14 protein-coding genes are annotated in these 14,524 nt (G+C 48.9%); 9 read left to right on the top strand and 5 right to left on the bottom strand.

Annotation, left to right across the window (positions count from 1 at the left end; translation table 11 throughout):
- Window positions 1–145: 145 nt before the first annotated feature.
- From FBQ74_RS02180 to FBQ74_RS02160, 5 genes are all read left to right on the top strand, one after another.
- Window positions 146–1,399, top strand: coding sequence for an HlyD family secretion protein (locus FBQ74_RS02180; RefSeq protein WP_139755116.1), 1,254 nt, complete (start codon window positions 146–148; stop codon window positions 1,397–1,399).
- Window positions 1,399–3,564 carry a peptidase domain-containing ABC transporter gene (locus tag FBQ74_RS02175; protein WP_139755115.1) on the top strand — a complete coding sequence of 722 codons (2,166 nt, stop codon included), beginning with the start codon at window positions 1,399–1,401 and terminating at the stop codon, window positions 3,562–3,564. The genes FBQ74_RS02180 and FBQ74_RS02175 overlap by 1 nt, the downstream gene beginning before the upstream one ends.
- Window positions 3,557–3,817 carry a helix-turn-helix domain-containing protein gene (locus FBQ74_RS02170; RefSeq protein WP_139755114.1) on the top strand — a complete coding sequence of 87 codons (261 nt, stop codon included), beginning with the start codon at window positions 3,557–3,559 and terminating at the stop codon, window positions 3,815–3,817. Before FBQ74_RS02175 ends, FBQ74_RS02170 begins: the two co-directional genes overlap by 8 nt.
- A gap of 83 nt (window positions 3,818–3,900) precedes the next feature.
- A complete protein-coding gene (locus FBQ74_RS02165; RefSeq protein WP_139755113.1) occupies window positions 3,901–4,083 on the top strand; it encodes a hypothetical protein in 183 nt (60 codons plus the stop codon).
- A 52-nt stretch (window positions 4,084–4,135) separates the two neighbouring features.
- Window positions 4,136–5,047 (top strand): ATP-grasp domain-containing protein, encoded by a 912-nt coding sequence (locus tag FBQ74_RS02160; protein WP_139755112.1) that lies wholly within the window; start codon window positions 4,136–4,138, stop codon window positions 5,045–5,047.
- Between the two features lie 59 nt (window positions 5,048–5,106).
- Here the strand turns inward: FBQ74_RS02160 and hslU are convergent, their stop codons facing one another.
- From hslU to priA, 4 genes are all read right to left on the bottom strand, one after another.
- Window positions 5,107–6,435 (bottom strand): HslU--HslV peptidase ATPase subunit, encoded by a 1,329-nt coding sequence (gene hslU / locus FBQ74_RS02155; protein ID WP_139755111.1) that lies wholly within the window; start codon window positions 6,433–6,435, stop codon window positions 5,107–5,109.
- Window positions 6,436–6,494: 59 nt separating this feature from the next.
- Window positions 6,495–7,019, bottom strand: coding sequence for an ATP-dependent protease subunit HslV (hslV, locus tag FBQ74_RS02150; RefSeq protein WP_139755110.1), 525 nt, complete (start codon window positions 7,017–7,019; stop codon window positions 6,495–6,497).
- 247 nt (window positions 7,020–7,266) lie between these two features.
- On the bottom strand, window positions 7,267–7,845 hold the full coding sequence (locus tag FBQ74_RS02145) for an SPOR domain-containing protein (RefSeq protein ID WP_139755109.1): 579 nt from the start codon (window positions 7,843–7,845) through the stop codon (window positions 7,267–7,269).
- Between the two features lie 118 nt (window positions 7,846–7,963).
- Window positions 7,964–10,132, bottom strand: a complete 2,169-nt coding sequence (gene priA, locus FBQ74_RS02140; protein ID WP_139757855.1) for a primosomal protein N' — start codon at window positions 10,130–10,132, stop codon at window positions 7,964–7,966.
- Between the two features lie 206 nt (window positions 10,133–10,338).
- Between priA and rpmE the strand changes: the two genes are divergently transcribed.
- The gene (gene rpmE / locus FBQ74_RS02135; protein WP_139755108.1) at window positions 10,339–10,551 is read left to right on the top strand and encodes a 50S ribosomal protein L31; all 213 of its coding nucleotides are present in this window, start codon (window positions 10,339–10,341) and stop codon (window positions 10,549–10,551) included.
- A 363-nt stretch (window positions 10,552–10,914) separates the two neighbouring features.
- Window positions 10,915–12,156 carry a malic enzyme-like NAD(P)-binding protein gene (locus FBQ74_RS02130; RefSeq protein ID WP_139755107.1) on the top strand — a complete coding sequence of 414 codons (1,242 nt, stop codon included), beginning with the start codon at window positions 10,915–10,917 and terminating at the stop codon, window positions 12,154–12,156.
- A 36-nt stretch (window positions 12,157–12,192) separates the two neighbouring features.
- Here the strand turns inward: FBQ74_RS02130 and metJ are convergent, their stop codons facing one another.
- The gene (gene metJ, locus FBQ74_RS02125; protein ID WP_139755106.1) at window positions 12,193–12,513 is read right to left on the bottom strand and encodes a met regulon transcriptional regulator MetJ; all 321 of its coding nucleotides are present in this window, start codon (window positions 12,511–12,513) and stop codon (window positions 12,193–12,195) included.
- A gap of 147 nt (window positions 12,514–12,660) precedes the next feature.
- Between metJ and metF the strand changes: the two genes are divergently transcribed.
- A complete protein-coding gene (metF, locus tag FBQ74_RS02120; RefSeq protein ID WP_139755105.1) occupies window positions 12,661–13,542 on the top strand; it encodes a methylenetetrahydrofolate reductase in 882 nt (293 codons plus the stop codon).
- Window positions 13,543–13,627: 85 nt separating this feature from the next.
- Window positions 13,628–14,512 (top strand): virulence factor BrkB family protein, encoded by an 885-nt coding sequence (locus FBQ74_RS02115; RefSeq protein ID WP_139755104.1) that lies wholly within the window; start codon window positions 13,628–13,630, stop codon window positions 14,510–14,512.
- Window positions 14,513–14,524 lie beyond the last annotated feature (12 nt).

The raw sequence follows: 14,524 nt of genomic DNA, 5'->3' as shown, positions 1-14,524 counted from the left end.
TTTTATCAGTCTGGCATATACGGTACGGCAGAATGGGAGTTCGGTCAGGGAGGCTGTAAGGAAGCGGCCAGGGAGATCGGAAATCAGCAGGGATGTGATACTCCCATTCTGACCTGCCACATCAATAAGCATTGAGAGTACGGCAATGAGAAAAGGATTATTCAGACAAGAAGCAGTAGCCGCGCAAGGATTGCGTCTGCATGGAGAGGTCATGATGACGCCCTCTTCAAAAGTGTTTATATGTTGTGTGTTCGTGGGCCTTTGGGTAGCGATGGTAATTGTTTATCTGTCATCGCAGTCCTATAGCCGCCAGGCGACGGTAACCGGATGGCTTGAACCGGACAGCGGCGTGGTCAGGGTATTTGCCGGCCAGAACACAGGTATCATCAGCCAGGTGTTAATTAGCGATGGTGAGCATGTTGAGCGTGGACAGCCGCTGGTTATCATCGACACACAGACCTCGCTGAGTTCCGGCATATCTGCGCAGGAAAGTCTGAGGGCTGAATATCAGACTCAGTACCTGATGCTTGAGCAGCAGGTGACCCACGCCCGCAGCCGGTACGAGCAGGAACATCAGAGCCACCAGCAGTCGGTATTCGCGATTCAGGAAGATATCCGTCAATTATCAGCGCTTGCCACCACCGCCGGAGAACGGTTAGTGCTGGTGTCTAACCGCTATAAAAAGCTGCAGCCTTTAGCTGGCATCCATATTTCAGCCTCCGAGATTGAATCTGTCTATGCAGAATTACTTCAGATAAAGCAGTCTAAACAGGAGCTTGAGCGTCAGTTAAACAACCTTGAGCTGAGTTTGGGACAAAAGGAAACGGCTTTTGTTTCTCAGCAAATTAAGCGTGATGAAGCGCTGGCCGTGCTGACCAGCCGCATGAGTGAAGTGAAACAAAAAATCACTCAGTTAGAGAGTCAGTCGCAATACGTTGTGACAGCCCGCGACAATGGCATTATCGCGAATTTAAATGCTCGTCGCGGTCAGCACATCAGTACCAGAGAACCGCTGCTGACACTGCTTGCGCCAGATGCGCAGATTGAAGCGCACTTTGTAGTACCCGTCCGCTCGGCTGGATTTATCCGGCATGGACAAAAACTTGATATTCGCTACGACGCATTTCCTTACCAGAAATTCGGCATGCATCAGGCAACAGTAAGCCGGGTATCAGATACAGCCCTTCTACCTTCTGAGTTTGATTATTTGCCCGTTTCGGTGAACGAACCTGTATATCTGGCAAAAGCGACACTGACCAGTGAAGCACTAATCGCTTATGGCAATAAAGTGTCGCTGCGCTCAGGTATGACGTTCTCAGCCGATGTTAATTTGAGTGAGCGAACGCTGCTGGAATGGCTGCTTGAGCCTCTGTACTCGCTGACAGGGAGGATGGTGTAATGGTTAGCCAGGCATTAACCTCATTGTCTCTGTTCGGACGCAAAAAAGTACCGATGATTCATCAGGCCGAGCTTTCAGAATGCGGACTGGCCTGCTTATGTATGATTAGTCAGTACCATGGCAACCGTCAGGAACTGTCCTCCTTTCGCCAGAAGTTCGGTATTTCGACCCGTGGTATGACCTTACAGTCGATAATGAAAATTGCGGATGAAAGCCACTTCACCACCCGGGCGGTAAAGCTGGAATTAGAAGATCTTCATCAGCTTCAGTTACCTGCGATTCTGCATTGGGACATGCAACATTTTGTCGTACTGACCCGCGTTACTGAAAACACCATTACCGTAAATGATCCGGCGGTCGGTGAACGGACACTGACCTTTGCGCAGGCCAGCGACCATGTCACCGGGATTGCGCTTGAAGTCACACCAGGTGCAAACTTTGAAACCAAAGATCCAGGGCCCTCTCTGACACTTTCTCATTTCTGGGAAAAAGCCACCGGACTGAAGCGTAGCTTGGGGCTTATTTTAGCGCTATCCGTGTTGCTACAGCTATTTGCGCTGGCATCGCCCTATTACATGCAGACTGTGATCGACGATGTATTACTTCGTGGCGCTGAAGATCTGCTATTGGTGCTGGCTCTTGGCTTCTTCTTGCTGCTGATTATAGAAAGCGCCACCAGTCTTCTCAGAGAGTGGGTAATCCTGGGGCTATCATCAAAGTTACAATTACAAATCTCCGGTAACCTGTTTCAGCATTTGCTCAGGCTGCCCAGTGACTTTTTCGCCAAGCGGCACCTGGGTGACATTGTTTCCCGCTTCGGCTCGCTGGCACAAATCAGAGAGCAATTGACCACGGGACTGGTTACAGCGTTGCTGGACGGTGTCATGACTCTGTTAATGATTTTGGTCATGTGGCTGTATTCACCAACGCTAACGGTTGTGGTGCTGTTAAGTGTACTGGCTTTTACTCTGGTCAGGTTGGTGACTTATCGCACGTTAAAAGCATTAAGTACTGAGGAGCTGCAGAATCAGGCAAAGGAGCAATCCCACTTTATGGAGTCGATGCGCTCTATTCAGACCATCAAGCAGCTTAATTACCAGTCTCAGCGGCATAACCAGTGGAGCAACCACCTGACACGCTCGCTAAACACCTCGATTCGTATTGGTAAGCGCCAAATGAGTATCTCAGTGCTAAATCAGCTTATATTTGGTATTGAGAACATTCTGGTTATCTACTTTGCCGCACATTCCGTTATGGATACTGCGATGACGGTAGGTATGCTCTACGCGTTCATCAGCTACAAGACTAAATTTACCGGCGCAGCAGCAAACCTGATTAATCATCTGATTCAACTGCGTCTGTTGCGTGTACATCTTGCCAGACTGGCTGACATTGTTTTCACCTCGCCTGAAGTACTCGACACCGGGTTACCTGTCCACGCAGAAAACACAGACTGCCGGGAAGGACTCGTCGTTTCTCAGCTGAGTTACCGGTTTTCTAGCACCTCTGCAGCAGTATTTGAAAATATCAATCTGACCGTATCTAAAGGTGCAACCATTGCCATTGTGGGAGCAAGCGGGGCGGGTAAAAGTACATTGCTGAAATGTCTGATGGGCCTTTTAACACCCGATAGCGGTAACGTTTCCTATCAGGGACACACCGTTAGCCAGTCGGCCTGGTTCAGGGAACATTCTGCGTCTGTGCTTCAGGATGATGCATGCCTGAGCGGCACTATTTTTGACAACCTTACCGGCTTCGATGACACCCCCTGCCATCAACGCATGCAGTGGGCAGCCCATATGGCCTGCCTGGACGCGGACATTGCCGCTATGCCTATGCAGTATCAGACACTAATTGGCGATATGGGCAGTGCGCTTAGTGGTGGTCAACAACAGCGCCTGTTACTGGCCAGGGCACTGTATCGGCAACCCGAAGTGCTGTTTCTGGATGAAGCCAGTAGTCATCTGGATGTCATCAACGAAGCAAAAATCAATCAAAACCTGAAATCACTTTCTATAACCCGGATTATTGTGGCTCACCGGCCGGAAACCATTGCAATGGCAGATGAGGTGTATCTGCTGCAAAACGGCGGGCTTGCCCGCATTGAAAAACCACAGCACCAGGCTGTACCTGTACTTACCCCTCAAGGAGAAACTTATGCTTAATCACCCTATATTCGAACAACAAACACTTTGTCTTAGCGTGTTATCTAAACGTGAACTACAGGTGGTTCAGAAAATACTGGAAGGATTACCTAACAAGACGATTGCTGCTCAGCTTTTTATCAGCGAACGAACCGTAAAATTTCATTGTGCGAATATTTATCGCAAACTCGAAATTCGTAATCGAGCTGCGCTTATGGCCCGATACTTCCACCAGTTTTATGCAATGAGCAACACACTACCTGAAGCGAGTTAAAACCGAGCCTCAGTACAGCTGTCAGGCAGCTTAACTGAGTTAAACTAACCAGGCACTTAAGCATTAATGATCAAGGAATGATTATGAAAAAAACTAAACAAGTACTCAACCAAATCACACCGGTAGAAGCCACTGAAGTAAACGGCGGTCTTGTTCTTACCTCACCGGATAAAGAGCGACTCACCCTGCCCAAAAAGCCCATTCGCTATTACACGCAGGCAATCGGAGAAGACGGCGGCGACCTGCCAGATTTGCTAACGCTGTAACAACAATCTGCCAGCTTTTTAAGCTGGCAGTGTTTTATTTGAGATATTCGTTATGGCGAAAACAGTTCTACTATTAGGCGATACTTCGCATCCGGAAATACAGCTTCTGCAGCGTCATTTAAGTAGTGCCGGAGCCAAACGCCTTATTCTCGATACCGCGCAGTTCGCAAAGCAGTTTCATATGAGCTGGTCAGTGAGCCGAAATTCCGGTGTATTACACAGCTCGCAGGGGCATTACGCATTTGAAGACATTGATTCAGCGTTCTGGTTTCGCTACTCACTGCCAGCGAACGAAGCGACTACGATGCAAACGCAAAAAGACTATCAGGCTATGCTCGGCACGCTTTTAGCCTGCAAGTCTATCAACTGGTGCAATAATGTTGAGGCCATTCGCTATCATCAGCAAAAACCCGTACAACTGGCTCACGCTTCTCAACTCGGGCTTATCACGCCTCCTACCTATATCGGGAATCATGTGGATCAGGCCTGGGCATTTGTTCAGTCGCATGAGTCACTGATTTGTAAACCAGTACACGGTGGACGTCACACCATCCAGATTCGTCGCAATGAGGTTTCGGTCACCGATATTAAACAAATGGTGTCGCAATCGCCGTTAACATTTCAGCGCTTCATCGAAGGCACCAATATTCGCACCTATGTAATTGGCGATAGTGTGCTCAGCGCTGAGATTCGCTCACGGGCCACGGATTTTCGTACCGACAGCAGTGCAAGACTGCTTGCACACACCCTGCCTGATGTTACCGCACAGCAAGCGATTGACGTCTGTCGGGCGTTTGGTATGCAATGGACAGCAATAGACTGGCGCTTTACCCCAGAAGGTGAGTACGTTTTTCTGGAAGCTAATCCCGCCCCCTGTTTTGCAGAATTTGAACGTCAAAGTGGGCATCCGGTTTCGTACCTGTTGGCTCAGATGCTTCTTAGCCCAAAATCCAATAAGGTCTGAGCCCTACACACAGCCAATAAAAAAGCCGCCCTGAAGGCGGCTTCTTAAATCTTTCCTTGCTACAGGATAAAGCGACTAAGGTCTTCGTTATCCACCAGCGTATCAAGGTGCGAGTCAACGTAAGAGGCATCGATGGTGAACGATTCGCCTGATTTTTCAGACGCATCATAGGAAATATCTTCCATCAGACGCTCAAGGACCGTATGCAGACGGCGCGCACCGATATTCTCAATGCGTTCATTGACCTGCCACGCGGCTTCTGCAATCCGCTGAATACCTGAGTCATCAAAATCAATAGTGACCCCTTCGGTAGCCATCAGGGCACGATATTGCTCACAAAGCGATGCACTGGGCTCCGTCAGGATACGCTTGAAGTCTTCAACTTTTAACGCTGATAGCTCCACCCGAATCGGCAAGCGGCCCTGCAATTCCGGGATAAGATCTGAAGGTTTGCTCATCTGGAAGGCACCAGAGGCAATAAACAGAATGTGGTCTGTTTTGATCATGCCATGTTTGGTGGAAACCGTTGAGCCTTCTACCAGCGGCAGCAAATCGCGCTGTACACCTTCACGGGATACATCACCGGACTGATTGCCTTCGCGCTTACAAATCTTATCAATCTCATCAACAAACACGATGCCGTGCTGCTCAACAGACTCGATGGCCTTTTCTTTCAGGTCTTCCTGATTCACCAGCCGTGCAGCTTCTTCTTCAATCAGTAGCTTAAAAGCTTCTTTAATTTTAAGCTTTTTCTTTTTCTTCTGATCACCACTCAGGTTCTGAAACATGCCCTGCAGCTGGTTGGTCATTTCTTCCATGCCCGGCGGTGCCATGATTTCAACACCCATTTGAGACTGTGCGACATCAATTTCGATTTCTTTGTCGTCAAGCTCGCCTTCACGCAATTTCTTTCGGAAATTCTGGCGGGTACCGCGATCTTCAACCTCTTCCTTTTTACCCCACGCATTTTCCGGCGGTGGTAACAGTACATCCAGTATGCGATCTTCAGCGGCTTCCTCAGCGCGATAACGAACCTTGGTCATTTCGCGTTCTTTAGTCATTTTTACGGCGATATCGGCCAGGTCACGGATAATTGTTTCCACTTCCTTACCTACATAGCCGACTTCTGTAAATTTCGTCGCCTCGACTTTTATAAACGGCGCATTAGCAAGCTTCGCCAGCCGACGGGCGATCTCAGTTTTACCAACACCGGTGGGGCCAATCATCAGAATATTTTTAGGTGTTACTTCTTGGCGTAATTCTTCAGGTAATTGCATTCGGCGCCAGCGATTACGCAATGCGATAGACACTGCGCGCTTGGCATCCTGCTGACCGATGATGTGACGGTCAAGCTCATGAACGATTTCTCTGGGCGTCATTTCAGACATATATAAAACCTTCTATTTCAAACGGGCCTGTTTCAAAACACACCCGATAAATTCGATGACTAATAGTCGAGAACGTCGACAGACTGGCTATGATTGGTAAATACGCAGATGTCGCCTGCTATGGTCAGACTCTTTTCTGCAATTTCTTTGGCAGTGAGCTCAGTATTCTCCAGCATTGCAATCGCTGCAGCCTGCGCATAGTTACCGCCTGAGCCAATCGCAATCAGATCATTTTCTGGCTGCACCACATCACCATTACCGGTAATAATAAAAGAGGCGGTTTCATCAGCAACCGCTAATAATGCTTCAAGCCGGCGGAGCGCACGGTCTGTCCGCCAGTCTTTAGCCAGCTCTACCGCCGCGCGGGTCAGATGCCCCTGGTGGGCTTCTAATTTTGCCTCAAACCGTTCAAACAGTGTAAACGCATCAGCGGTACCGCCTGCAAAACCTGCCAAGACCTTGTCGTTGTACAAACGACGTACTTTGCGAGCATTGCCTTTCATGACGGTATTGCCCAGCGATACCTGCCCATCTCCGGCCATAACGACCTGATTATCTCGTCTTACAGATACGATTGTTGTCACTTGTCTTCCCCGTTCGTTGGGATCATGTCATCACCGATGACATCATGATTGAAAATGATGATAGTTAAGTGGGGGACGTCATATGATTTTCAAGGCTTGATGCACAATGTCCACGCCAGGAAGCGAATAACGCGCTGATACAGGAAGAACGTGCAGTCAGTGTTTTAGAATGGCATTCAGGTAATAGAAAAGTTATTGCTGTGAAAGTGGCCAGGCAGCCCGGCGCAATTGCCAGGCCGCACTCAATTTATAATGACCAGGTCAGTATCATGCAGGTGGTAATATTGATTTTACGTAAAGTGTGCTTCGCTCTTTCTGCATCGCGTTTGGTCTGCAAAGGTCCCAGAATGACCCGGAACCACTGGCCGTTGCTGCCGTTAGTATCCCTGATCTGCGCTTCAAGCCCCTGAAAAGCGATATTAGCTTTCATTTCTTCAGCCTGGGAACGGGTTCTGAAAGAACCACACTGCAGCAGATATAGCTTGTCAGATTTTTGCTGCTCGGCGACTTCCACCTCTACCTCATAACCTGGCAGAGATTTAATGTATTCCCACTCCTCTTCAGGCATTTCCGGTAATGCCTCTTCTGGCTGCACAGATACCGGAGAAGAAACCGGGCCATCTACGTCTTCCGGCGCCGCACCACTGATAGACCACAAAAACCATACAAAAGCAGCCAGTAAAAGTACGACGATAGCCAACTTTACTTTAGGAAGCTGAGCTTGTCCCTGGGCGGGGCGCTTGGGCTGGCGCGTAGCACGTTTGTTATTGTTTTTCTTTTTATTCTGCGGTCCACGACCGCGAGAAACATAATCGCGTTGAGCCATAAACGGCACTCATTCCTCTTATTGTACTTCAATACAGTGTGTCTGCATTACGGGCTAGTTTAACCAAAAGGCCGGGTGATTGCTGCCTGTTATTTAATCATTTGCTGTTTTTATTTGGTTAGCTGAAATCGGTAGGATCGACATCAACCGACCACCTTACTTTCGACGCTAAGGGCATCGCGGTGATTGCAGGTAATGCCAGACGAAGCTGCTCATGCAGATGCTTGCGCTTATCTGACTGAAGTACCAGCATAAATCTGAATCTGCCCTGCCGCTTTTCAATTAACCCCGGCATTGGCCCAATCAACTGCACATGCTCGAAACAAGATGCGGCATCCGCCAGAAACTGAAAAGCCAGCTGGCCATCCTGTGCTTCTGCGCGCACTAATATTTGCACGCCAAACGGGGGCTGCACGGCCATCTTTCGCTCCAGCAATGCATGCCGGGCAAAGTGCCCGTACCCGTTATTGATTAAATCCTGTAACAGCGGATGCTGAGGATTATGGGTTTGCAGCCACATCTGTCCCGGCTTACTGGCGCGCCCTGCCCTTCCGGCTAATTGTGTTACCAGCTGAGCAAGTTTCTCAGGCGCGCGATAATCACCGCTGAATAATGCACCGTCGCAATCAAGCACTACCACCAGCGTGACATGGGGAAAATGGTGCCCCTTGGAAAGTATCTGGGTTCCGATAAGCAGTTGGTACTGCTGCTGGTTTATTGCATCCAGCATGCCCTGAAGTTTATCTTTCCCGCGGACTGAGTCACTGTCAATTCTCACCTGTGGGGCGTCGGGAAATAACTGACTAAGCCCCTGCTCCAGTTGCTCTGTGCCAATTCCTTCTGTCACCATCTCAGTCTTTCCACATTGTGTGCAGCTGGCCGGAAGGGGCCGGGTTGCGCCACAGTGATGACAATGGAGGCGGCGGTGCGCTTTGTGCACGGTATAAGGGCGCTCGCATCGCTGACATGATTCGGTATGGCCGCAATGGTGGCACAACAGAGCCGGGGCATAGCCTCTGCGGTTAACAAACACCAGAACCTGATTGCCCTGGTCCAGATGTTGACGCATTAGCGAGAGCGTTCCTTCGGCGAGTCCAAATCGCATCGGCTGGTCAGTAACATCCAGCACATGCTGAACAGTGACCTGCGCCCCTGCGGCACGCCTGGTTAGCTGCAAATGCTGATAACGCTTATTAATGGCGTTGTTAAGTGACTCCAGCGAAGGTGTGGCGGAGCCCAGCACCAGGGGGATGTTCTCCTGATTAGCGCGCATAACAGCTAGATCTCTGGCGTGATATCTTAGTCCGTCCTGCTGCTTAAAAGACTCATCATGCTCTTCATCAACAATGAGCATGCCTGGATATTTAAGCGGCGTAAAAATCGCCGACCGCGTTCCAATAATGATACCAAGCGCCCCGTCCCTGGCTTGTTGCCAGACCCGCAAACGCGCCTTGTCAGTAATTTGCGAATGCAATACGCCAACCTCAATACCAAAGCGCGTGGTGAAACGTGAAACCGTCTGAGGCGTCAAACCAATCTCAGGCACCAGTATTAACACCTGTCGGCCTGCTTTTAATACTGACTCAATTGCCTGTAGGTAAACTTCGGTTTTTCCACTGCCCGTAACGCCTTCCAGCAGAAATGGCGCAAAGGTCTGCTTTTTTTGCACAATCGCTGAGATAGCGACTGCCTGCTCCTGATCCGGCACCGGTTTGCTGCCAATTGTAAGCTTATCAGTCCAAAGCCTATCGGCAGAATCAGGCTCTCTGCTGAACGCCTCAATCAGGTTTCGCTCTAGCAACGCTTTAATAACCGTAGCGGAAAACGTTTGTTTAAGAACATCGGCAGAAAGTGGGGCCTTTTGCAGTGCCCCAAAACAATCACGTTGTTTAGGCGCGCGTGACAGATCAGCACTATCCGCTTCACTGGCCGTCGGCGAGAGTCGGTACCAGAGCTCTGGTTCAGGCTCTGCGCTGGCGCCCTTACGCAGCAATACCGGTAACGCTGTATGAATCACTTCGCCCGGTGCGTGATGATAGTACTGCCATAGCCAACGGCAAAGCGTAAGCTGACACTCATCAAGCACCGGGGAGGTATCAAGGACCCCGGTTATGGGCTTTACCTTATCCGGGTTATCGGTGTGCGCGGTGTTACCTGTAACCACACCAGTCATCGTTCGATTGCCAAAAGGTACGGTAACCCTTACCCCCGGCATCAGGCTTTGTTCGAAAGAATAGGTAAAAGTCTGCCTTAGCGGGACAGGAACAGCGACATCAATTAATGGCATGAAGAACTTATTTGTATTTTTCAGTGTAATCTGCGTCAGCGCAGCGCCTGTGTATTTTTGCATCACATACTTGATAAGCGACGCCACTTACATTAATATGCGCGCCTCTTTACGGCAAGGTCGTTTTGACTTTGTAAATATTTAAGTAGCGTATGGTGTTCAGCTTCGGGCTGGATTGCGATACGGCCTTTTTTTTGAGGTAACCCATGAAAAACGATATCCATCCAGAATACTCTGAAATTACTGCAACGTGTTCTTGTGGTAATGAAATCAAAGTACGCTCTACTGTAGGCAAAGATTTGAACCTTGATGTTTGTTCAAACTGCCACCCTTTCTACACTGGTAAGCAGCGTAACGTTGATACCGGCGGCCGTGTTGATCGCTTCAAGAAGCGTTTCGGTGCCCTGGGCAGAAAATAAGACAGTCGTTATTGTCTTGGAAAAAAGCGCCTTCTGGCGCTTTTTTTATGTCTGAATTTTGTGTCTCCCGCTCATCCAATCCTGCCGCAGCTTTTACACTCAACTCCCACCAGTTAATATATTTATGCAGCATCGAAAGCGCATAAACACCATGAATAAAGATTATTTGCGATGACAGGTAGTCGCTGATTAATAAATCCCCTACAGTAGAGCTGTATATGTTACGTCATCAGATATGTAAGACATAGCTGCTGTGCTACAGTGACGCCAAAATCAGGCGCAGACCTGAAAAGATATAAAAACCGGACGGCGACATTTTCTGTACCGGTATCTTAACCCTACACATAGAGGACATCACTTATAATGTCAGATTTCAGACAACGTGCGCTCGATTATCACGCTAAGCCAACTCCGGGAAAGATTCGTGTTGAACTTTCCAAGCCTGCTGAAACGGTAGATGATTTATCTCTTGCCTATAGCCCCGGGGTGGCAGAGCCCGTGCGTGAAATTGCGAACAATCCTGATGATGCATATTTGTATACCGGTAAAGGTAATACCGTTGCCGTCATCAGTAATGGCACAGCGATACTGGGTTTAGGCAATCTGGGGCCTCTTGCCTCAAAACCGGTGATGGAGGGTAAAGCGCTATTGTTTAAGCGTTTTGCCGGGCTTGATGCCATTGATATTGAAGTGAAGCATCGTACCACAGAAGAGTTTATAAACACTGTGGCCAATATCGCGGATTCTTTTGGCGGTATCAATTTAGAAGATATCAAGGCGCCTGAGTGTTTTGAAATAGAACAGGAACTGATTAAGCGTTGCAAAATACCTGTTTTCCACGATGACCAACATGGCACCGCAATTGTGACCGCTGCGGGCATGTTAAATGCGCTTGAGATTCAGCAAAAAAATATTGAAGACGCCACTATCGTTTGTATGGGGGCCGGGGCAGCAGCAGTCGCCTGCATGGAACTGCTTATTACCTGTGGAGCCCAGCGCGAAAAAATCTATATGCTGGACAGAAAAGGCGTTATCCATACCCGCAGGGATGACCTGACCGAGCATAAAAAGTTATTTGCCAATAATACCGATAAACGCACCCTTGAGGACGTCATGGATGGCGCCGATATTTTTGTGGGCGTATCTGGTCCCGATTTGCTGCCACCAGAAGCTCTTGCTCTTATGGCAGATGACCCAGTGGTATTTGCCTGCTCCAACCCTGACCCGGAGATAAAACCGGACCTGGCTCACGATGTACGTTCTGACCTGATAATGGCAACGGGACGCTCAGACTATCCGAATCAGGTTAATAACGTGCTTTGCTTTCCGTTCATATTCCGCGGCGCACTTGATGTCAGAGCCAGCGCTATCAATGATGAAATGAAAGTTGCTGCTGTTGAGGCTATTCGCCAAATTTCCAAGGAAGAGGTACCGGAGGAAGTCCTGAAGGCCAGTAATTCAAAATCGCTGACCTTCGGCCGGGACTACATCATTCCAAAACCCATGGATCCCCGGCTATGCTCCCGAATCGCAACGGCGGTGGCGAAAGCGGCTATATCATCCGGCGTTGCCCGGCTGGATTCACTCCCCTCACATTATAAATAATGTGCATCACATAAAGGTCGCAAAACGCGGCCTTTTTTATGCCTCGTTTTCGTATGAAGGGTCGATCCCCATCTCTTCCATAATTCTGCGTGCTTCAGCGGGTACGCGATTCGGGTTATCTTTTCTCAGGTCATCATCATCAGGAAGCGGCTGACCGGTAAATGCATGTAAAAACGCTTCGCACAATAATTCTGAATTCGTGGCATGGCGTAAATTATTTATCTGCCGACGCGTGCGCTCATCTGTCAGCTCTTTAAGTACATTAATAGGAATAGATACTGTGACTTTTTTTACCTGTTCACTCTTTTTGCCGTGTTCTGCGTAGGGGTGTATATACTTACCATTCCATTCTGCCATTAGTCGCTCTCAGGTTAGCTGTTATTTATTATGAGCAGAAATTCTAAACAATGTGCAGAAAAGGTCAATTGAGCAGTGTAAACCGCTTGACGTCTAGACATATATTACTTAGTTTAGACGTCTAAACGTCCACAAAGAGAGTGTTATATGGTTTCTTTCGCACAAGGCATCGATGCCCTTAATCAGTCACTGTCTGAATTACGGGATATTGATGTCTCATTTGAGTTTTTCCCGCCAAAATCCCAGCAGATGGAAGAAACCCTGTGGAAGTCTGTAGAACGACTTGCCCCGCTCAAGCCCGCCTATATGTCTGTGACATACGGTGCTAACAGTGGCGAGCGTGACAGGACCCATGATGTGGTAAAGCGTATTCATCAGCAAACCGGCGTTGCTGCTGTTCCCCACCTCACCTGCGTTGATGCGTCTAAAGAAGAGCTTCGGCAAATAGCGCAGGACTACTGGGATACCGGTATTCGACGCATCGTAGCGCTGCGCGGCGACTTACCTAAGGGTGTGGACAAAACTGAAATGTATGCCTCAGACCTGGTTGCCTTATTAAAAGATGTCGCAGATTTCGATATTTCGGTTGCTGCTTACCCTGAAAAGCACCCCGAAGCACGCAATGCACAATTTGATTTACTTAATCTGAAGCGAAAAGCGGAAGCTGGGGCCAGCGAGGCGATTACGCAGTTTTTCTTCGACCCCAGTGTCTTTTTGCGCTTCAGAGATCGCGCAGCAGCTGCTGGCATCGATCTGGATATCGTGCCGGGCATTTTGCCGGTGACTAATTATCAGACCCTGGTTAAATTTGCCGGCTTCACCAATGTACATGTACCCGGCTGGCTGCATAAGCAGTTTGAGGGACTGCATGAAGATGACCATACGACACGCAACCTGCTGGGTGCCAATATCGCGATGGAACAGGTGAAGGTACTGGCACAGGAAGGCATAAAGCACTTTCACTTTTATACCCTCAACCGTAGTGAACTAAGCTACGCAATCTGCCATATGCTCGGGGCCCGGGGATAGCGGTTAGTTTTGCTGCAACTTTTACTGTAAGGCTCTGGCATACCGCGTTAAACTGGTACTTTCATCTTTGGGTCAGGAGTGACTTTTGCGTCTGCAAAACTTATCGGCCGTATGGGAATCAGGCTATCCACACCTAAAACGCTTTGTGCTGGTTTTTATAGCCCGCTGCAAACGTGACAGCATTACCATATCAGCCGGACATCTGGCATATGTCACATTGTTGTCGCTGGTACCTTTTGTGATGGTTACTTTCACCGTGATGAGCGCCTTCCCCGCGTTCAAATCGGTGCGCAGTAAAATAGAGCAATTTGTTTTCACGAATTTTGTGCCAACTGCCAGCGATGTCGTTCACCAGCACATGACAGATTTTGTAAGCAACGCTTCGCAGATGGGCGCCATTGGTATCATCTCGCTGTTAGTTGTCGCTCTGCTGCTGATCTCAAATGTTGATAAAACCCTCAACCGAATCTGGAAAACGCCCAGTGAGCGGCCCATGGTTTATACCTTTGCGATTTACTGGATGGTGATCACCTTAGGCCCGATGCTTATCGGAACCAGCGTGGTGGTCAGTTCATATTTAGCCGGTATCGCTGCGTTTGCAGAAACCTACACGCCGGGGCTGGGTACATTCTTACTCGAGATGGTCCCGAGTCTGGCCACACTGCTTACTTTCATTATTCTGTACATGCTTGTACCCAACCGGCAGGTAAAAGCGCGCTACGCGGTTCCTGGTGCACTGGTTGCGACATTGTGTTTTGAGGTTACAAAGAAAGGCTTTGCGTTTTATGTAACAGACTTTGCAGCATATCAGGTTATATATGGTGCGCTGGCAACGCTACCTGTATTGCTATTGTGGGTGTATTTGTCGTGGATAGTCATCCTGCTGGGTGCAGAATTCACCTGTAGTCTTAATGATACGTTCGAGAAAACCCGGGCCACGAAAGAGCCCAGAGAGCTCCCCACCGAGTAATGGCAGGGAGCG

The sequence above is a fragment of the Salinimonas iocasae genome (assembly GCF_006228385.1).
Classification (GTDB): Bacteria; Pseudomonadota; Gammaproteobacteria; order Enterobacterales; family Alteromonadaceae; genus Alteromonas; species Alteromonas iocasae.
Note: the sequence above shows the minus strand (reverse complement) of the source record. Positions and strands in the feature narration are given on the sequence as shown.